This window comes from Frankia sp. CcMO1, assembly GCF_977945845.1.
This window is the reverse complement of sequence record NZ_CDWTMG010000063.1, coordinates 1-20,716: the sequence shown is the minus strand read 5'-3', so window position 1 is coordinate 20,716 and position 20,716 is coordinate 1. Positions and strand designations below refer to the sequence as shown.

The 20,716-nt window shown below is 71.7% G+C and carries 12 protein-coding genes; 6 read left to right on the top strand and 6 right to left on the bottom strand.

Translation table 11 applies throughout. The features are described from left to right. The 6 genes from AC08OU_RS10560 to AC08OU_RS10535 form a co-directional block, all read left to right on the top strand. Nucleotides 1–434, top strand: a 434-nt coding sequence (locus AC08OU_RS10560; protein ID WP_476604790.1) for a hypothetical protein, incomplete at its 5' end; no start/stop codon positions are given. Between the two features lie 253 nt (nt 435–687). After that, nucleotides 688–1,578 carry a hypothetical protein gene (locus AC08OU_RS10555; protein WP_476604789.1) on the top strand — a complete coding sequence of 297 codons (891 nt, stop codon included), beginning with the start codon at nt 688–690 and terminating at the stop codon, nt 1,576–1,578. Nucleotides 1,579–1,708: 130 nt separating this feature from the next. Further along, complete coding sequence (locus AC08OU_RS10550; RefSeq protein WP_476604788.1) at nt 1,709–2,227, top strand: hypothetical protein; 519 nt, start codon at nt 1,709–1,711, stop codon at nt 2,225–2,227. A 345-nt stretch (nt 2,228–2,572) separates the two neighbouring features. Further along, on the top strand, nt 2,573–4,144 hold the full coding sequence (locus AC08OU_RS10545) for an ORC-CDC6 family AAA ATPase (RefSeq protein ID WP_476604787.1): 1,572 nt from the start codon (nt 2,573–2,575) through the stop codon (nt 4,142–4,144). 321 nt (nt 4,145–4,465) lie between these two features. After that, the gene (locus AC08OU_RS10540; protein WP_476604786.1) at nt 4,466–4,642 is read left to right on the top strand and encodes a hypothetical protein; all 177 of its coding nucleotides are present in this window, start codon (nt 4,466–4,468) and stop codon (nt 4,640–4,642) included. 121 nt (nt 4,643–4,763) lie between these two features. Next, on the top strand, nt 4,764–4,925 hold the full coding sequence (locus tag AC08OU_RS10535) for a hypothetical protein (protein WP_476604785.1): 162 nt from the start codon (nt 4,764–4,766) through the stop codon (nt 4,923–4,925). 488 nt (nt 4,926–5,413) lie between these two features. Here AC08OU_RS10535 and AC08OU_RS10530 read toward each other — a convergent pair whose 3' ends face one another. Genes AC08OU_RS10530 through AC08OU_RS10505 form a run of 6 tightly spaced genes read right to left on the bottom strand, consistent with a single transcriptional unit; the run spans nt 5,414 to nt 20,107 of the window. Beyond that, a complete protein-coding gene (locus AC08OU_RS10530; protein WP_476604784.1) occupies nt 5,414–6,187 on the bottom strand; it encodes a thioesterase II family protein in 774 nt (257 codons plus the stop codon). Beyond that, the gene (locus AC08OU_RS10525; protein ID WP_476604783.1) at nt 6,187–9,135 is read right to left on the bottom strand and encodes a type I polyketide synthase; all 2,949 of its coding nucleotides are present in this window, start codon (nt 9,133–9,135) and stop codon (nt 6,187–6,189) included. Before AC08OU_RS10525 ends, AC08OU_RS10530 begins: the two co-directional genes overlap by 1 nt. Before the next feature lie 5 nt (nt 9,136–9,140). Beyond that, nucleotides 9,141–15,647 (bottom strand): SDR family NAD(P)-dependent oxidoreductase, encoded by a 6,507-nt coding sequence (locus AC08OU_RS10520; protein WP_476604782.1) that lies wholly within the window; start codon nt 15,645–15,647, stop codon nt 9,141–9,143. Continuing rightward, nucleotides 15,644–17,443 (bottom strand): fatty acyl-AMP ligase, encoded by a 1,800-nt coding sequence (locus tag AC08OU_RS10515; RefSeq protein ID WP_476604781.1) that lies wholly within the window; start codon nt 17,441–17,443, stop codon nt 15,644–15,646. Before AC08OU_RS10515 ends, AC08OU_RS10520 begins: the two co-directional genes overlap by 4 nt. 49 nt (nt 17,444–17,492) lie before the next feature. Next, nucleotides 17,493–18,164: a hemerythrin domain-containing protein gene (locus tag AC08OU_RS10510; protein WP_476604780.1), complete on the bottom strand. Its 672-nt coding sequence runs from the start codon at nt 18,162–18,164 to the stop codon at nt 17,493–17,495. Beyond that, nucleotides 18,161–20,107 (bottom strand): NAD(P)/FAD-dependent oxidoreductase, encoded by a 1,947-nt coding sequence (locus tag AC08OU_RS10505; protein WP_476604779.1) that lies wholly within the window; start codon nt 20,105–20,107, stop codon nt 18,161–18,163. The genes AC08OU_RS10510 and AC08OU_RS10505 overlap by 4 nt, the downstream gene beginning before the upstream one ends. Between the last annotated feature and the right edge of the window lie 609 nt (nt 20,108–20,716).

Genomic DNA, 20,716 nt, shown 5'->3' with positions numbered 1-20,716 from the left:
CAGCTACTCGAGCCGCGGCGGCCGGCATGGCACTCGAGGCCGTCGGCCGCGAGCGCGCCTGGCGCGCCGAGCCCGCCGATGCCGCGTTGGTGCAGCGGATGGTCGACGCCGTCCCGGCGCTGGAGCCGATCGCGCGCGACAACACCTACGGGGAGCACGACGACGTCCTCGTCCACCAGTTCCTCGCCGAGGTCTCCGAGCGCGAGGCAGCGAACGTCGCGGCCGGGAAGCGGCTCGATGAGGTACGCGCCGTCCTCGACCTGCTCGAGGCGGAGCTCGGCACGGGCGACGTCGACGAGCCGATCGGCGTCTCGTTCGTGGAGAACCTGCCTTACCCCGGCGATCCCGGAACCGCGATCGTCGACCGGCTGGGGCCGAAACTGCGCGCGATGCTGGTACGTCAACGCCCGTCCCTGTTCGGCGGGGGCGCCTGAGGCTCTGGTCCGCGCGCACGCCGGTGAGCCTCGGACGGCGCGCTACCGCTGCCGGGCAGGCGGTCAACGGCCTGGAAGCACCGACGGCCGCCTCGTGGACCTCCCGCACCAGGCAGCTACGGAGATCGACGTCGGCTGTCGCACTGTCGGCCGCGGATTCCCCGGCAGCCTCTCCCGGAATCTCCAGCAAGAGCATATTGTCGCTATTGTCTGCTGAATGGACGGAGGGCCCGCCGTGTTGGATTGGCCCGTCGTGGTGACGAACACCTGCGCTGACGTACGTGCGCAGGAGTTCGGGCTGTCGTCCCGTGAGCAGGCGCGAGCGTGGCTGTGCGGCCTGGTTCAGGAACGTGGGCAGCTCGCGGCGAACCTTCCCGCGCCGTTGCAGGGGCGGCGCAGCCCGTCGGGATACTTCTGTCTCATCGTCGGCATGCTGGCTCTGCCGTTGGCGCTGAGCCGGGACGGCGGCGCGCAGTGGATCGCGACCGGCTGCGTGGTCCTTCCGGACTACCGGCGCCGGTACGGCGTCAGCGCGAAGGTCGACCCGTTCGCGCTGACAGGCCGGGCGCTGTTGTCACAGGTGCACTTCACCGAGCATGCGGTGCTTCGCTTCCAGGGGCGATGTGCGGGCGATCGCGACCCTGCGATTGCTGCGCAGCAGCTGATCTCGGCGCTGGGAGACGGGGCCCGGGCGATACCGCGAGCGCCGTCGTGGTGCCGGACGCAACCGGCCGACTTCTTCATCGTCTCCGGCGAGGAGTTCTGCCTGCCTATGTCGCGCAACGGAAGCCGGGGCAAGGCGTTCGACGCCAAGACCTGCATGCACCGGGCCTCAGACCTGTTCGAGCTGCGAGGCCCGAGCCTCATGGCGCGCACCCGATTCACCGACGATGCGCGGGGCGAGCCGGGCCTTGTCGTGCTGGACGACGCTTGGACGGACGAGGCCGTCCTCACCTGGCATCGTCCACCGTGGGCACGTCCCGACCCTCGTGCCCGGTTCTGGGGCACCTTCTCCGAGCGGGTTGCGGCGCCAGCCCGCTGGGACCCGGACGCCGATCGGCCGCTGTTCCTGCTGGGCCTCCTCGAGCGGCGCAGGTGGTGGGAACGGCTGCTCGGCCGAGGCCGCCGCGGGCCTGATCGGTGACTGATCTGGTCGGGCTCGGCCCGCTCCAGCGCTCGCACGGCACGGGCGTGCGCGGATGATCGATCCGCGGCGGGAGGCTGTCCTGGTCCTGAATCGGACAACGGGGGTGCTGGAAGACCGGACGGGGTCTGTGGCCGAGTATGTCTCCCAGCCCGGCGGTGGGGTGAGTATCCGGTTCCGCAACAACGCGAAGCGCTACCTGTACGGCTCCGGCACTACGCGGGTACTGCACGATCCGCAGCGGGTGAGGCTCCCCGGAGGGGCCGTCGTCGAGGTCGGCGGGGCCATGTGGGAGTCGGTGACCGAGGTCTGGCACTTTCACGGCACCAGCGGCAGTTGGCGCCGTGTCTTCTACTCCTCCGGCGGCCGTGAGGCGTACCGGAGCTTCCCGGCCGAGGAGGTGCGCATCCTCCCGGATGTAGCACTGATGCCGGGCGCCGGTGAGGTGCTCAAGTACTGGCGGCAGATCGTGTCGGGACTGCCGCCCGACGACGCGCTGCGCCGGCCGTACGGCCAGCTGAGATTCATCCACCCGGACAGTGCGCTGGCCGGCTACCTGACGGGCGCGCCGGTGGAACCCCGGGAACGACCCCCAAGGACCCCAGCAAAAGCAACAGCCACCGCCAGCGACGGCCCAGGCGGCCACTGAGGTGCCCAGGTGGACGCAGACCATGTGAGCCACACCCGCCCAGACACCACGGGTGGTCAGCCGCGGATAGAGCGACCCCACCGGACACCTCGACCAGAACCTGGCCAGGCCCTTGATCGTGGTCACAGTCAACAGGTAGCCGCGGATGGTGTGCGCGAGCGCGCTATCGCGCGGCGCCAGCCCCATCCGGTCATCAGCGCAGCGCGCCCGGCGTCTGGCATCGGCAGGCCCTGTGGCCACTTCCGTACCACGGGAGGATCGTCGCTCTCGGGCCACCCTTGCGGTGTGGTCCGGAGTGTGGGGACAGTGAAGGCTGCACCGCTCGGCCGGTGAACGGGGATCCGAATGTCCAATGCCGATCTCAACGCCCTGCTCGTGAAAGTGGCCCGGCGCGCGGAGAAGGCCACTGACGAGGTGCTCCAGGAGTCCTTCGTGCCGGTGCGTGCGTTGCTGACTCACCTGGAGTTGCCGGAGCACCAGGTGTTGTTCGGTCGGCGGGGGACGGGTAAGACCCACCTGATGCGTTACTTGCAGGGGCAACGTGCTGCCTCCGGCGCGTTGTCCGTGTATGTCGACCTGCGTTCGATCGGGTCGGCCGAGGACCTGACCGGGCAGCGGATCGACTTCGCGGAGGGCGCCACCGGTCTGCTGGTCGACCTGATCGAGCATGTGCACCGGCAGTTGTACGAGCAGGTACTCGAGGACCGCTGGGCGCACCGACTGGCGGAGATCAGCGAGGGGCTCGACGCGCTCGCGGACGCCGCCACGCAGGTTCGTGTCGTGGGCGAGACGGAGGTCGAGCGCGAGCGGGAAAACACGTCCGCGGTGGAGCGAACCAGTAGCGCGGGGCTGACGGCCGGTCCGCACCCCTCGGCATCGTGGCAGCACGGGTCGCGCCGGCGCCGGGAGCAACGAAAGGCGGAACGTCGGCTCAGCCGTGGCCGGGAGGTGCACCACGTGCTGCTCGGCCCCCTGGCGACGGCGGTTCGCCGAGTGGCCGACGCCCTCGAGGAGGGCGAGTTGTGGGTCTTCATCGACGAGTGGTCCGCGCTGCCGACCGATCTCCAGCCGCTCATGGCCGACCTTCTGCGGCGGACTTTCATGCCCGCGCGCGGTGTCGTCATCAAGATCAGCGCTATCCACGGGCGATCCCGGTTCAGCGATCACGACGCTTCCGGCGGGGCTGTAGGTCTGGAGCTCGGGGCGGACACGGCCGCCAGCCTGGACCTGGACGACTTCCTGCTCTTCCGAAACGACGCGGCGGCGACGCTCGATTTCTACGCCACCTTGCTGTTTCGACACCTGTGTGCCGCGAGTCAACGGTTGCCGTCGCCCGGCCCCATGGCCGGCATCACCCGGCCGGGGCAGCTGATCGGCCGGATCTTCGCGGACCGGGCGAGCTTCCACAATCTCGTGCTCGGCGCTGAAGGTGTGCCTCGCGACGCTCTGCAGATCGCCGGACTGGCTGCGGGTGCGTCCTTCGACGCGCCGATCGATGCGAAACACGTCGCGGCGGCGACACGCGACTTCTTCCTGCGCGACAAGCAGGGACAGCTCGGACGCGAGGCGCAGAAGGTGTTCTCGAACCTCATCGACCAATGCGCACGACAGCGCAGCCGCCTGATCCCGCTGCGCCGCGACGGCGAGTCGGACGAGTCCATCATTCAGCGGCTCTACGACGCCCGGCTGATCCACCGAGTACGGCAAGGGGTCTCGCTCGACCCCCAACGCCCGGCTGAGGCCTACGACGTCTACGTCGTGGACTACGGCTGTTTCCTCGGGTTGCTGGCATCCGGCCGCATCCGGCCTCCCGAGGACGGGCTCGACCCCGCAGCCCGCTTTTCAGACGCGAACGAGATCGAAATTCGCGGCGGGACGTTCAAGCACCGGCCCCGTGGATGGTACCGGGCGAATTGACGAAATGGCCCGGGGCCGAGCCCGCGCGGGAAGGCCACGGTCAATCCGGACGGGAGCGACGGTATTCGATCCAACAGATGTGCCGATGGCTGGCAGTGTCGGCCTCGGGCTACTACGAGTGGGCCGCCCGGCCGGCGTCAGCGACCACGCTGCGGCGCGAGAGGTTAGGGGTCGTCAGGTTCCACGCGGGCACAACGCAGGCACGGACAGCGGCGCGGCGTCGGCCACGGAGGCGACCCCGACGCCATGCCGGGCTTCACCAGGCTTGAAACAGGCCGCTTCAACGACACCGGTCCCGTGCCCGGGCCGATGATCAGCGGCGTGCCCTCCCACAGCGCTGTCCTGACCGAGGGATCAACGGCCTGGGCGAACATGCTGAACGTTGTTCGAGGCGGTGAGGTCACGCTGTACACACATCCGGACGTCACCGAGCGAGGTCTCCACAAGTACCCGTACACCGATCCCGACTTTCACGGACGCAGGGTGGACATCCCGTGAGCCGCTCAAAAATCCGAATGTTCTGTGCAGCGGCCGGTTTGGCGCTCCTCACGCCGTAGCAGGCTGCACCGGTGCCTCCGACCGCGATCAGCCCGCCGCCAGGACCACTCAGGAGACACCCGTGACCGACCCCAAGACTGTCCTGCAACAGCAGGCCACCCAACTGCGGTCTCTCATCGACGACGTCGCGGGCTGGTACCCCACTACGCGCAACGTCTCCACCGGCGAATCCGAGGACGCCTGCGCTCTGCCCCCGCCACCCGACGGCTGGCCACTTCGCTAGAGCTACGGCCGATCACTCGCCACGGCCGCCGGCGAGGCAAACGACCTCACCGAACGGACCGCCGACCGGCTGACCACAGCCGGCTGGACCCGCCGAGACGACCCCTCTCTCGAGGGTGAACGAGCCATCGTCCTCCAAAAGGACGGCTTCGTCCTCACCCTCAACTCGAGCGACCGCACTCCCGACGGCGAAGGTTCCATCGCACTCAGCGGCATCAGTCCCTGCGTCAACGCCAACGGCACCCTCGACCGAACCCCGGTTACCTGACAAGAGCCGGTCGCCCGCTGCGCCAGGGCCGCTCAGCCGAGCAATGAGCAGGTGCAGCAGTAGCCGATCGGAATCCGTCGCGGCCGACGGTGAGGTCAGGAGTCCTGCGGGCATTGATTCCTCCGGACGGTAGTAGGCGACTGCCGGCGACGGTGATCGTCCCGCTGGTCCTTGTACTGGCCGCTCCGCGGTTCCCGGGTTTATGGGCGGCCGGGCGGTCGTCAGGCCGGTCGTGTCAGGCCCAGATCGGTGGCCACCTGCCCCATGAGGTCGGGCTCGTGACCATGCAGATAGAAGTGGCCTCCGGGGAAGACGTGTACTCGGCACAGGTCACGGGTGTGTCGGCGCCAACCGAGCAGGCCCAGTGGCCGCGCCACGGGATCAGCGCTCCCCCCGAACACGGTCAGTGGGACGTCGAGCGGCTCCTCCTCGCGATCCGTCAGGGCGCCGCCGGCATGCAGGTAGGTCTCCACCATCGTGAAATCCGCCCGGAGCACGGGGAGCATCATCGCCATCACGTCGTCGTCCGTGAGAATCTGACGGGGTGAACCCCCCAGGTGCGCGAGGTACTCGCGCACCTGACCGTCGGTCGCCCGGGCGAGCGACGGTGCCGTCCCCTGACCCGTCCCCGGGGCCGTGGCCGCCGACACGAAAATGTGCTCAGGCTTCCGCTCGCCGCGCCGCCGCAGCGTCCGCGCGACCTCGAAGGCCAACAGCGCACCCATGCTGTGCCCGAAAAGCGCGAAGGGACCGGCTGCCTCCCGCTCGAGAACGGGTGCCAGTACCTTGGCCAGTGTCGGCAGCCGCAAGAAGGGAGCCTCGCGGTGCCGTCTGCCGCGGCCCGGCAGTTCGACGGCACGCACGTTGAGACCCGCAGGGGCCAGGTCCGGCCAGCGTCGGTACGCGGCGGCGCTGCCGCCTGCGTAGGGCAGGCAGAACAAGTCCAGGCCGCCGACGGAGGGCGACCCGTGGTCGACGATCCAGGCGCCGGCCATCAGATCCTCGTCGTCACGGACGAAGATGCGACCTGGCCGCAGACCAGGTTCACGATCTGCGCTATTCCGGCGCCGCCGAGGATTTCCTCCGTCGGAATCGTCACCTGCAGCCGCTCCTCGAGCACGGCTCTCAACTCCAACGCGGCGATCGAGTCCATGCCCAGGTCAAGCAGAGCCGCTGAGCCGGCGACCAGTTCCGGCGCGGTCTGCAGCACGGCGGCGACCGCACGGACGGCCCGGTCGGTCAGGAGGGTCCGCCGTTCGGAGTCGGGCAAGGCCAGCAGTTCCTCGCGGGTGGGCAGCAGGGCGGCGACCGCGTTGTCCGAGCCGACCGGGTCGAGCCAGGGTGGTGTTGCGGCCGTCGGCTCTGCGGGAACCGCGGCGGTGGGGCCGGCCGCGGCAACCCGACGGCGACCGTTGACCGGCAACGCGGGGATCTCGGTGCGGTCGAAGGGGTAGCGGGGGAGCGGCCTCCAGACGGCCCGCCCGTCGTGCACCGCTCGCCAGTCGATCGTGGCGCCACGCACGTAAAGTTCGGCGAGGATGCCCAGCACGGCCTGCCAGCTGGGCCCCACGTCGTCCGGGGCCCGCAGCAGGCGCGCTCCCGGGCGCTGCGTCGGTGCCGGACTGAGCCCGGGGGCGGGCCCCACCACCAGAAAGGTGAGTTGCCCCAGGTCCTGAAGGGTGTCGAGCCCGGCATCGAGGCAGGCCGTCGCAGTCAGGTGTTCGTCCCAGCTGGCGGGGTCCGGCGGCTCGTCGAAGCTCCACAGTTGGCCGGTTCGGGCCGAGACGACGGGCAGGCGCGGCGCGCGCGCCGACGGCCGGCCCACCGCGGCGCGGACGGACGCCCACGGATCCTGCGGGTGGCGAACCTTGCTGGCCCGGTCCAGAGCTCGACCGTAGGCGGCGGCTAGGGTCAGTCCCGCGGCGAGGTCGTACACACCGGCGAGGCAGGCGGCGGTGAGCTCGCCGACGCCGTGCCCGAGTATGGCGGCAGGCTCAAGTCCCCATGAGCGCCAGAGCTCGGCCAGCGCGTACTGAACCGCGACCAGGGTCGGCACCGCGACCGCCGGGTCGCGGGCGACGTCGGTGCCTGCGGTGACCGCCGCCGCCAAGGGCAGGCCGAGCAATGGGTCGAGCACCTGCGCGCACTCGGTCAGCCGGTCCCGGAAGGTGGAACTGGCGCCACGTAGCGCGTCGACGGCTCCCGGCGCGATCCGGTCGGTCCCGGGGAGGACGAAGGTGATCTCGTCGGGCAGGGCGCGGCCTGTCCACACCCGCGCAGCGGGCAGGCCCTGCAGGTGGCGAGCGAGCTGGTTGGCGGCGTCGGCGGCGTCGGCGGCAACGACTGCCAGCCGGTGTGTCAGGTGTGAGCGGCCTCCGGCCGCCCCGACACACAGGTCGGCGAAGCCGCCGTCTGTGACATCCGCGAGCTGCCGCTGGTAGCGCTCCGCCAGCGCGGTGAGGGCGGTGCCCGACCCTGCGGACACCGTCAGGATCGACAGCGGCCGTGCGGCCTGGGCAGGCCCCCCGGCCGCGGCCGCGTCACGCCGGCCCGAACCGGTGGGCGCCTGTTCGAGAATCAGGTGCACGTTCGTGCCGCTGAACCCGAAAGAGCTGATCGCAGCCCGGCGTGGCCCGTTCGTGGTCGGCCAGGGGGTGATGCGGTCGGCGGGGACGGCGAGCGACGTTCCGGATAGCGAGATGTGCGGGCTGAGCCGGGTGAAGTGCAGGTTGCCCGGGATCAGCCCGTGGCGCACGGCCAGCACCGCCTTGGTCAACCCGGCAACCCCCGCGGCGGCCTCGAGGTGACCGATGACCGTCTTGGCCGCTCCCAGGTAGCACGGCATCGATGAGCGCCCGTAGACCTCGGCAAGTGCTTCGGCCTCGATGGGGTCGCCGAGCGGGGTGCCGGTCCCGTGGGTCTCCACGTAGGCGACCGTGCCGGGGTCGACGCCAGCGTTGTGAAGGGCCTGCCGAACGCACATCAGCTGCGACTCGCCGCTGGGGGCGGTCAGGCCGGCGCTGCGCCCGTCCTGGTTGACCGAGCTCCCGCGGATCGTCGCGAGCACCCGGTCGCCGTCACGGTCGGCGTCCACCAGACGCTTGAGGACGACGACCGCGGCACCTTCGCCGCGCACGGTGCCGTCCGCGGCCTCGTCGAACGCCCGTACCCGGCCGCTCGGCGAGAGCATGCCCAACCGAGTCATGGCAATCGTCGACGCCACGGACAGCACGACGTTCGCCCCGCCCGCGAGGGCCAGGTCGCACTCTCCGGCCCGCAGGCTCTGGCAGGCCTGGTGTACCGCGACGAGAGACGAGGAGCAGGCGGTGTCGATGGCCATTGCCGGCCCGGTGAGGCCGAGCGTGTAGGCGATGCGACCGGCCAGGATGCTGTGCGCCGTTCCCGTGCCGGAGTGGGCGGTGACGTCTACCAGGTCGGCAGACCCCTCGGTGAGGTAGTCGATGCCGGAGACGCCGAAGTAGACGCCGGTGCGGCTGCCGTCGAGCGAGTCGGCGGCGAGACCGGCGTCCTCCAACGCATGCCAGGTCACCTCCAGGGCCAGTCGCTGCTGGGGGTCCATGCCGAGTGCCTCTCGACGGGAGATCCCGAAGAAGGCGTGGTCGAAATGGTCCAGCCGGTCCAGGAACGCGCCCCAGCGGGCCTGAACGTCGTGGTCGTCGTGAAGCCTGACGTCGTACCGGTCGGCTGGCACCTCGCGGACCGGATCGTCGCCACGGCACAACAACTCCCAGAACGATTCCGGATCGTTCACTCCCCCCGGCAACCGGCAGCCGATGCCGACGATGGCCACCGGTTCCGCGACCCGGCGCTCCAGCTCGTCGATCCGCCGTCGCATGGACTGGATGGTCCGGTGGGCTCCTTGCAGGACGTCGCGGTATTCATCTGCCCCGTCAGTGCGCTTGTCGGGTGACCCGCCATCCATCGGCCTCACCTGTGCTCGTTCTCTTTGGTGGCCTGCACGAGGAGTCCGACCAGTTCGTCAGCCGACAGGTCGCTGGCATCGTCCCCCGTCGCACCGGCCCCGTCGGGCCAGGCGAGGTCTGCCGCCGGTTGGTCGTTGACGCCGTCGGCCGGGGTGTCGGCGGGCGGTGCGGGCGCGTCCGGCGGAATCCCCAGCTGCTCGGCGAGGTGCGGCGCGAGCGCGTTCACGGTGGGAAAACGCCAGGCGGCGGTGGCCTTCACGGTGATACCGAGGGTCGTGCTCAGCCGGCGACGCAGCTCCAGTGCCATCAGCGAGTCGAAGCCCAGCGCGGTCAGCGGAGTGTCCGGGTCAACGAGGTCCGCGTCCTGTCCCAGGACCGCGGCCACCTGCTCCGTGCAGTGCCGCAGCAGGCGCCGGGCGCGCAGCCTCCCGGGCGGTAGCCCGAGCAGTTCGTCGACGACCCGGCGATCCGGCGCCGGCGTCTCGACCACGTCGCGCAACAGGTCCGGCAGGAACCCCGAGGCCGCGGTGTCGGTGAGAGCGACCGGATCGAGACGCAGCGCGCACACCACACCGCCCGGGCTCCGCACCAGCCTGCCGAGCACCTCCATGCCTTCGTCCGGGGTGATGCCGAGAATCCCGCGCGTGGCCAGTTCGCCCGAGCGTTCCTGGCGGGCGGCCATCCCGACGTCCGTCCACGGCCCCCATTGGATGCTCAGGCCGGGCAGCCCCTGTCCCCGGCGGTGCAGGGCGAGCGCGTCGAGGACGGCGTTCGCCGCTGCGTAGGCGGCCTGACCGGGAGGGCCCACCAGTGCGGCGGCCGACGAGTACAGCACGAAGTGGTCCAGGGGCAGGCCGGCGGTCGCGTGGTGCAGGTTCCATGCGCCGGCGGCCTTCGCCGCGGCCACTTCGGTCAACGTCTCCCGGTTGAGACCGGTGACGACGCCGTCCCGGAGCACGCCGGCGGCGTGGAAGACACCGGCGAGCGGGGGCAGTCGGTCCGGATTCGCGAGGAGGTCGGCAACCTCTGCGGCCTGGGAGACGTCGGCGCGGCGAACGACCACCAGCACTCCGGTGTCCTCCCAGCGGCGCAGCGCGGCACGGGCGGCCTCGCCCGGTGGCCGACGGCCCGCCAGGCATAGGTGGGTGGCTCCGGCCGCGACCAGGGCTTCGGCCGTGCGCAGGCCCAGGCCGCCGAGGCCACCGGTGATCAGATAGGTGCGTCCGGGGCGCACCGCCGCCGCCCAATCGCCGGGGGGCGGCGAGCAGGCGGCGGGCAACGGTGTGAGTTCGCCGCTGGCGAATCCCTCGGTGACCCGTTCGACCAGATGCCGCGCCCGTCGCGGCACAAGGACGTGGCGCGGCTGCACGGTCACGACCGACTGCCCCTCTCGGACGGTGATCGGCGTTTCGTCGCCGGCCCTGTCCCGGAGTTCGTCGCGCGTTTCGCTCTGGCGCGCCGCCGTGCCGTCGGGCGGCGCGAACCGGACGAGCCGGCCGCCGGCCGTCAGCAACTCGGCCGGGTCGCGCGGCAGGACGTCGCCGGCACCGCAGATCACCACGTCGGCCTCGCCGGGTCCCGCGTCGGCGAGGACGCGGGCGCCGCGCCGCCGGGCCACCTGGGCCGCCGCGAGCGCGGTGTCCCCGGCGCCCGGACGGATGAGCACGGTCTCGCCGGGGGTGAGGCCTGCGACGTCCTCGAGGGCGTGGATCGCGAGGGCGAACGGCTCCTGATGCGGCTCGGGGACCGCGCGGTGGGCAGGCGCCGGTGATATGCCGGCAGCACCGCCGTAGGGGCGCAGCGCGGCCCGGAACCAGCCCGACCGGCCGGTGTCCGACGGCCGCAGGGCCCACTGTCGGCGAGGGCCGCCGTCCTCGCCGAGGATTGCCGGACCCGCGCCGGTCAGCAGATCCGCGACGGCCCCGCCCTCGCCGTGGACCTCAGTCGCGTACAGGTCCACCAGTAGCGGATCGAGCTGGGGATGTTCCGTCGCGGTCACCCGGGTGAAGCCCCATACCCCGGCGCCCGGACCCGCCCCGACCCGGTCATTCGGTAGCACGGCCTGGGTAGCGCTCGTCAGCACGATCAGGCGCGGCGGCTCTTCCTCGCCGCAGTCGAGCAGTGCGTGGGCCAGGTGCAGCAACGAGGTGACGGCGCGGTCGTAACCGACCCAGAACGGAGACTGCGGCGTTGAGCCGGGCCCGTCCGGGTCGGCACCGCCGGCGCCCGGGCCGGCGACGGTCCCAGGGTCGGGAGGGCAGTCGGCGTCCAGGGCCCAGGCGTGAATCACTCCGCCGAGGCCGCCCGGGTGCGCGGCGGCGTCCCGGAACAGTTGCCGCAATGCGGTGGGATCGGTTGCGGCCTGGGCGGTCCGGAGCAGCAGGCTCACCTGGTGCCCGCGCGTACGCAGTGCCTCGGCCACGCGCGCGGCGCGCCCGCCACTGTCGCCCAGCACCAGCCAGGTTCTGCGGTCGTGCGGCGCCCCGGTGGCCTCGGCACGTGGCTCGCCGCCCGCCGCCTCATCGGCGTGCTGCCAGCCGAGTTCACGCAACATGGACGTCGACGCGGTGGTCCCGGTCCCCGGCACGTCGAGTGCCTGCAGCAGGAACCCCTCGATCGTCCCGGCGAAACGCCCGCCGGCGTCGAACAGCGTGATGTCGGCGAGCAGCGACCCCGTGGGCGCGCGGTCCCGTAGCCGGGCGTGGGCCCAGCGGACGTCCGCGCCGTCGTGCAGGTGCAGGCGGTCCACGCCGGCCGGGAGGTGAACGCCCTGGGGCGGACCGTCGGACGTCGCGGCCACCCCGACGGCCTGCAGGCAGCTGTCGAGCAGCGCCGGGTGGAGCACATGGCGGCCGGTTCCACGGCCGGACGCGGACCGGGGGCGCAGCGAGACAACGGCCTCGGTCGCGCCGCGGGCCGCCGTGCGGATGCGGCGGAACACGGGCCCGTAGTCCATGCCGGCCGCGGCCATCGCCGAGTAGAACGCTTCCACGTCCACCGGCTGCCGGCAGCGGGCGCGGGCGCGGAGCAGGTCCGGTGCGTCCTGACCGGCGGCGTCCCGATCACCGTCCGTAGCCGGTTCCCCGGCCGCCGGGGCGCAGTGGGCGTGGGCGGCCTCGATCCACGCGGCGGCCTCGTCGCCAGCGGCGGGGCGGGTCCACACCCGGACGACGGCGCCGTCGGGGTCTGGGCTGACGGACACCTGGACTGTGTCGTGGTCCGCTTCGGTCGGCACGTGCGTGGGTGCCGTGATCCGCACGTTGCGCAGGACGACGTCCCCTCCGCCGGATTGCGTCCCACCGAATGTCGCCTTGCCCGCGGCCACCATGGCCTCGACCAGGGCGGCGGCCGGCAGCACCGGAGCGCCGATCACCTGGTGGTCGACGAGGTACGGCTCAGTCCGCAGGTCGACCGGCGTGGACCAGACGTGCTCGCCGCGTGGCCCGGCCAGTCGTACGCGCCGGGTCAGCCACGGGTGCCCACCGGGCGCCGGGCGATGTGCGGTGAGGGCGGGGCTGACCCAGTGGCGATTGCGTTGCCATGGGTAGCGTGGCAGGTCGCGATGCGGGACGGTGGCGGGGGTCGCGGTCACCGCCGCGAGGTCGGCCGCGCGCCCCGCGCACCAGAGTTCGGCCAGCGACGTCGCGAATCCGGTGGCGCCGACGGGATTGGTGCGCATTGAGGGAACTACGACACCGGGCTGACCGGCGGCGACGAACCTGTCCTGGATCGGCGCGACGAGGAGCGGGCGGGGCGCCAGCTCGATCACCGTGTCGACGCCGCCGGACACCGCAGCGGTCATGGCGTCGTCGAAACGCGCCGGGCGGAACAGGTTCTCCGCCCAGTAGGCGGCGTGCAAGTGCTCCCCCGTCAGCTCGGTCCCGGTCACGGAGGACAGGAAGGGGAATGTGGCGGTGCCGGGGGTGAGGTCCGCGGCCGCGTCGAGGAGCAGCCGGGCAGCAGGGGCCGCCAGCGGTGTGTGCGAGGCGTAGAGGCTGGCCCTGTTGATCACGCGGCAGAGGTGACCGGCGGCCGTCAGGTCCGCCACCAGGGCGGAGATCTGCTCACGCGCCCCGGACACCAGGGTGGTCGCCGGCCCGGAAACGCCGGCTACCCACACCTCGGGCAGCTCGAGCCGGTCCAGCTGTCTGCCGACCTCGCTCTCGGGCATCGAGACGACGGCTATGCCGCCCTCGCCGAGCAGGCCCCGGGTGACGGTTCCGCGCCGGTGCGCCAGTTCGATCGCCTGGCTGGCCGTGAGTACCCCGCCGACGCAGGCGGCCGAGACCTCCCCGAGGCTCTGGCCGAGGACGACCGCGGGCTCGACGCCGCACGCGCGCCACACCCGCGCGAGGGCGATCTGCAAGGAGACAGCGGCAGGCTGCCCGAGCGCCGGGTCGTCCAGCCGGTCATCGTCCGCCGGTGCCTGCAGCAGGGCCACCAGGTCGGCATCCTCGTGCCGGGCCAGCAGCGCGGCGCACTCCGCCAGGCACTCGCCGAAGCGGGGCAGTGTCCACAGCGAAGGGTGCAGCGGCCAGTACCGCTCGTTCTGTCCCGGGAACACGAACGCCGTGCGGTGCGTCCGCGTGCGGGCGGATCCGCGCAGCGGCACCGGGTCGCCGGGCCGCGCGCCATGGGTGGCTGCGGCGAGAGCCGAGCGCAGGCCTGCCGTGTCGGCGGCTACCACCGCGGCTCGATGGTCATGGGTGTCGCGCCGGCGCAGCGCCGCGGCGCAGACACCGCGGACGTCGTCATCGGGCGTGGCGTCGAGCAGCGCGCGGTACCGGTAGAGCGCCTCGTCCAGGGCGGCCGGGGTCCGGGCGGACACCGGCAGGACGAGCGAGGAGCCCGGCTCCGGGGGCGGCCCCGCTACCGGCGGGTCCGGCGCGGGTGCCTCTGCGAGCACCAGGTGAACGTTCGTCCCGCCGAACCCGAATGCGCTCACCCCGGCCACGGCGGGCCCGTCGGTCGCGGGCCACGGGACCAACTCGTCCGCGACTCGCAGGCCTAGGGCGTCGAAGGGGATGTGCGGGTTGGGGTTGCGCGAGTGGACGGTCGGGACGACGGTGCGGCCGTGCAGCATCAGAGCGGCCTTCGCCAGGCCCACCGCGCCCGCGACGGCCTCCGCGTGCCCGATGTTGGACTTGGCCGAGCCGATCAGCAGCGGGCGTTCCGGGGCGCGGTCACGCCCCAGGACGGCACCGAGCGCCTGCGCTTCGACGGCGTCGCCGAGGAGGGTCCCGGTGCCGTGCGCCTCGACGTAGTCGACGTCCTGCAGGGCGACACCGCTCCGGGCGTAGGCGTCGCGCAGTACGGCCTCCTGCGCCCCGGGCCGTGGGGCCATCAGGCCGTTCGTTCGCCCGTCCTGGGTCATGGCCCCGCCGCGGATCACGCAGTAGACGCGGTCGCCGGCCGCCAGGGCACGCGACAACGGCTTCAGCAGGACCAGGACGACGCCCTCCGAACGGACCATTCCCGAAGCCGCTGCGTCGAAGGGCCGGCAGCGGCCGTCCGGGGCCACGGCGCCCATCTTGGTGAAGGCGACGCCGACGTCCGGCCCCAGGATCAGGTTGCTGCCGCCGGCGAGCGCGTGCGGGATCTCGCCGCGCGAGACCTGGGTGGCCGCGAGGTGGATCGCCGCCAGCGAGGCGGAACAGGCCGTGTCGACGGCGAGGCTGGGTCCGCGCAGGTCGAACAGGTACGACAACCGATTGGCCGTGATGCTCAGCGAGCTTCCGGTGGCCACGTAGGCATCGCTCGCGTGTAGCTCTTGGAGGCGGGCGTAGTCGAAGCTCGACACCCCCACGAACACTCCGGTTCGGGTGCCTGCAAGCGACGCCGCCGGGACGCCGGCGTCCTCGAGGGTCTCCCAGGCCACCTCCGCCAGGAGTCGCTGCTGCGGGTCCATCTTCTCGGCCTCACGCGGGGAGATGCCGAAGAACGCGGCGTCGAAGTGCGCCACGTCGGCGAGGAACCCGCCCTGGTCGGTAAGCATGGTGCCCGGCGTCGCGGGGTCGGGGTCGACGAACCCGGTCGGGTCCCAACGTCCGGTGGGCACCGGGCCGACCGCGTCGGTGCCGTTCGTGAGCAGCCGCCACAGCGCGGCCGGGTCGGCCACTCCGCCAGGGAGGCGGCAGCCGAGGCCGACGACCGCGACCGGCTCCCCGGTGGCGCCGCAGCTCGCCGCAGCGTCGTCGCGGTCCCGGTCGGCGGGGTGCATGTCGCCGGCCGGCCGGCCATCACCGGGTCCGCCAGGGGTGTCCGGCAGCCCGCCGGGGCCGGCGAGGTGCCGCGCGAGGTCTTCGATGGTGGGGTGCTCCCAGATCAGGGTGACCGGTAGCTCGCGGCCGAGCAACTGCTCCAGCTCGCCCAGCAGCCCGACCATCTGCGCCGAGGCGAGACCGGTGGCGGCAATCGGACGCCGAGGGTCGACGGCGTCCGCCGGTACCCCGAGACGTTCGGCGACGGCACGGCACATCACGTCTTCCAGGTCGGCGGTCTCCCTGGTCACGGGACGATCCCGGAGTGCGGGGCCAGGTGCGCCAGTCGCCACCTGATCGAGTCGTCCAGCCAGCCCGCGAGCAGCGCGTCGCGGCACGCAGCTCGGCGCACCTTGCCGCTTGACGTCTTCGGCACGGTGCCGGGGCGCACCAACACGATGTCGGTGGCCTGCACGCCGTGCTCGAGGCCGAGGGCGTGCTGGGCGGCGCTCAGCAGATCCATGGCCTGCTCCGCTCCCGCCCTGCCGGACAGTTCCTGAACGATGACGAGCCGGTCGAGTTCCGGTCCGGTCCCGAAAGCCGCGCCGCCGCTGGGACGGAACGTGGAGTGGGAGGCGGCCACGGTGTCCTCGAGGTCGTGCGCGTGATGGTTGCGGCCGTCGATGACGATGACGTCCTTGCGCCGCCCGACGACGAAGAGCTCACCATCGCGCAAGAAGCCCAGGTCACCGGTGCGGAGCCAGGTGCGTTTGCCCGCGCCTGTCACGCCTTCCGGCGCTGCCAGCCGAGCGGCGAACGTCTCGCCCGAGTCGTCCGCCTGCCCCCAGTACCCGGCGGCGACGCTCGGTCCGTGGAACCAGATCTCGCCGACGTCACCGTCCACCAGCGCCTGGCGGGTGATCGGGTCGGCGACGATCACGGCGTGCCCGGGCAGGGGCGACCCGCAGCTGGCGTACCTGCGCGGGCCGTCGTTCCCGGGGCCCTGTGCCACGTCGTGGCCGATCTGCGCGGGGTCGACCTCGACGGTGACCGGGCCGGCCGACTGCGGGCGGGCCGTGACGCAGAGGGTGGCCTCCGCCAGCCCGTAGCAGGGGAGCAGCACCTCCCGGCGGAGGCCGGCTGGCTCGAACGCCGTGAGGAACCGCTCCAGGGTCGCCGGGCGGACCGGCTCGGCGCCGGTGAACAGGACCCTCAGGCTGCTCAGGTCGAGGCGCTCCCGGTCCGCCGGCGTGGAGCGTTCGACGCAGAGGTCCAAGGCGAAGTCCGGCCCCCCGGAGGTGACGGCGCCCTCCTGGGAGATCGCCTGGAGCCATCGCAGCGGCCGTTTGAGGAACGCCGTCGGGTCCAGCACCGCAGCACGGGTGCCGTTGTATAGCGGTGCAAGGAGCCCGCCGATCAACCCCATGTCGTGGTACGGCGGCAGCCAGGTGACATGGCAGGGGCCGCCCGGCGAGTGGAACCGCTCCATCAGCCCGGGGAGGTGGGCCAGGAGGTTGGCGTGGGTGACCATCACTCCTTTGGGGTCGGCGGTGGACCCCGAGGTGTACTGCAGGAACGCGATGTCGTGCCCGACGACCGGCGGCCGGGTCCACCCGTCCGCGCCCTGAGTTGCGGCGTCGACGGACAACCATGCGAGCTCGCCGAGAGTGGGCGCCTGCCCGGAGAGCCCGGTGTGAAGGCTCGCGTTCGCCTGGTCGGTCAGGACCACCGACGGGCGTGCGTCGGCGACGACGGATGCGAGGCGCTGTCCGCCCCGGCGCAGCTGAGCGGGGGTGGGCGGGTAGAGCGGTACCGCGATCGCCCCCGCGAACAGGGCCGCCAGGAACGCGGCGATGTAACCGGCGCCCGGCGCGCACACGATCAGGACCCGGTCGCCGACGCCGCAGCGCTCCCCGAGCCGGGCCGCCAGCGCCCGGACCCGGCGGTCAAGGTCACCGTAGGTCAGGTCGGTCGCGACCAGGGATTCACCGGTTGCCGTCGCAGGCCCCGGGGTCAGGAACCGATATGCGCAGTCGTCGGGGGTCTTCGCGAACCTCTCCGCGAACGCGTCGATAAGCGTGCGAGTGGGGTCGACGTCAGGAGCCACTGGGGTAGAACCTCGCGGGTCAGAGGGGTTGACGGTCGGAACATCGAGCTCACGGAACGGCGTCCGCGAGCCCACGCAGTCGGCGGCGATAGGACGCCAGACCCCAGCGCACGGCCAGCGGGCGGGCAGCGGCCGGCAGCATCTCCAGCACCGCGACCTGATCCGCGTGCGGCGACTCGTGCAGCAGCGCACCGAGGAGCACGGGGGCCTCCCGCCGCGGCATGGCCCGGCGGCCGTGGCGAATCACGCGCCGCCAATCGGCGGTCGTCAGGTTCCGCCGCACCATGGGGAGCAGGTGCTCTTCCTCGAATCGCAGGTGCTCAGCTAGTTCCCGGGCGAGCTCGGCGGCGGCCCGGGCGCTTTCGCCCGTCCGGGCCCCGCCGGGGCTGCGGCTCCACCGGCGCAGCAGGTCGGCGTTCCGGTCGGTCAGCTCGCCGATCCGGGCGTGCTGCGAGCACGTCAGATCCAGCAGCAGTTCGGCGGGCACCGGCGCACGCTCTCGCAGCATTGGCCACAAGGCCCGTTCCTCGACACTGAAGTGGATGCCGAGCGCTCTGTCGACCAATCCGTGGAACCGGGTGACTCGCTCGGCGAGCCGCACGCCGCCGTGCGGAACCGCCTGGATCCGTCCGGGCAACTGAGTGTGCTCGCGCAGCAAGGCCCGATGGACCGCGACGATGGCCTGCGGATTCGCGGGCGCCGCGGCGTCGGGCGCACTCACTGCGCCGCCACCTCGCTCGCGAGCGCCTGCTCGGCTGCCGGTGGTTGCCCGGCCGGCGGCGCGGTCGCGGCGGGCTGTCCGGTGGCAGCCACCGGTCGACCGCCGCCCGACAGCCGAAACCGCAGCCGGGTGGCCGCTGTGGCCACGACGTCGTAGCCGACCCCAGCCAAGATCATTCCTGCCGCCGTGATGCGGGCGATGGAGAACAGCACGGGAGTGTTCTCCGTGCCGCGGATCCGCACGAACGCAGGCTCAGAGATCTTGGCTGGCGTGAGGACCGCCACCGGCCCGCGGGCGAAGGGAAGCCGCCACAGCGCGGGCTGGGGACAGTCGAACCGCAGGACTGTGCTCACCGGCGCGGGAGCGACACCGGCTTCCAGTCGCCAGCGTGCCCGGCGCTCGACCCCGCGGCGCAGGCGCTCGATGAGGGCCGTGGTGCGGGCGGGCCTCAACCAGGGCAACGCCCCCACCGAAAGGTAGAGCCTTCGCGTGAGCAGGTCGTACAGCCTGCGCTCTCGCCCCGTCGTCGCAGACGCCTGGTTCCCGCCCGGCCGGGTGAGCCACCGAGCCATTCGATACCGGCCCAGCAGGCCACCGGACAGGACGAACTGGTCGAGCATGTGATCGAGCAGGAAGAACCGGCTGTCGGCGATGGCGGGGCCGTACTTGCGCCGGACCGTCCCCCGCATCAACTGCCAGTCCGCCAGTGTGGCGGAGTTGACCCGCGCGATGTACCGCCGGTCGAGCCGGCCGTCGTGCAGGTCCGCGCGGACGATGTTCTGGATGTGCCACGACGTCGACAGCGACAGCGACATGCCCTGGCTGTAGAAGGCGTCGATGATCCCTGCGGCGTCCCCGGCAAGCCCGTACCGGCGAGGGGAGACGTAGGTGTCGCTCAGGTACTGGAGGTTGCGGTAGGCGCTGAACTCCAGCAGGTTGTCCTCGGTGAGGAAATCCAGGAGCGGATAGCGGCGCAGGACCTGCCAGAAGACCTCGCGCCCGTTGGCCCCTGGGACCGGCGACCGGTCGCGATTGAAGCTGACGCCCACGCTGATCCGGTTCCCGGCGAGGCGGATCAGCCAGATCCAGTAGCCGTCGCCCCACAGGTGCACGGTCGTCAAGTCGCGCTGAGCCGTAGTGCCATCCGGGAACGTGTAGCGCCAAGGGTCCCCGAAGCACCCGTCCGTGCATCCGGCGAACTGCCCCCACACCGAGGAGGTCCGGAAGTCCGGGCTGAGTGGCAGATCGTGACCCAGCCGACGGGTGAGGAACCGGGAGCGCCCGGAGCAGTCGATCAACCAGCGCGCCCGCACCACACCCTTGCGGTCCCCCTTGCGGGAGGCCCAGTGCAGCTCGTGATCCTCCTCACCCGCCCCCAGGGTCACCTCCCGAGCAATTCCAGCGAGAAACGTGATGTTCGGGGCCGCCGCCACCTTCTCGCGCAGTACTGCCTCGATGTCAGGACGCACGATCTGGGCGTCGCCCACCATGGACTTGACCAGGCGCTCGTCGCCGATCCGGTCCCGCCAGCGCTGAGGGAATCGAGCGTGGAAGCCCCACTCGGTGACCCCGGCGTCGAACGCGCGCTTGCCCTCCAGCCCGTGGATCATCCAGAACCCTTGCTTCTCGAAGGACTGATGATCGAGAAAGTCCGACAGCCCGAGGTCACGCAGGAACGGAACGGGGAACAGCAGCAGTGACTCGCCGACCTTGAAACTGTGTCGCTGCCGCTCCCCGAGCTCGTCCAGAAGGATCACCGAGCAGCCCATCCTTGCGTACTGGAGCGCGTTGCACAGCCCCACGATGCCCGCGCCGATAATGCACACCTGCGCGCGAGCACGATTCTCGGTTGGTGTCGAGTGGTCGGACACCTTGCCGGCCGTCGGGAACCGCGAGTCGCTTGTGACGGCCTGCTCGCCATCACCGATCCTGCGGGTATCCATTGCGTGGAATCCCTCCGATCCCGTCTGTCACAACCCCGCCGCAGACTCGATCGCAGCCGGGCCGGAAGACTTGTGTTAGGCCGGGGAGACTTGTGTTGGACAGCGTGATGTCACGTGTTGACCGAGACCGGTTACGTGATCACACAACTAAGGACAGGCCAGAGATGGGCCAGGTCGATACACGAGAGACATCGCCGCGAGCGTTGTCAGGGGCATTCGGCAGGGGCCTCATCGTCGCCAAGAAGGAAAAGTATCTTCTGTATGGAACAAGCCAACCCACGCCGCCCGCAAGCCCCCTGGCGTCGACTGTCTGACATGCGACATGGGCCACTGTCTGACATGCGACATGGGGAATAGCCACTGCCCGCGGGGCGCGACGCCGATGCGCTGGACCACAAGGGACATGTCGATCAATAGCTCCACCAGTTGATCTTCTGTGTGGTCTAGTACGGGGCTGTGCACAGAGTGAGAGCGTGCAGACGGCCAAGTTCCAGGATCTGCTCCCGCATCCAGATGAGCGGGCTCAGCGATGGACGCCGCCGACTCGCCCGCCGCGTGGCGCGGCGCCGGGCGGCTCGCGCTGGGCGCCGGGCCGCGTGCCCGCACGCC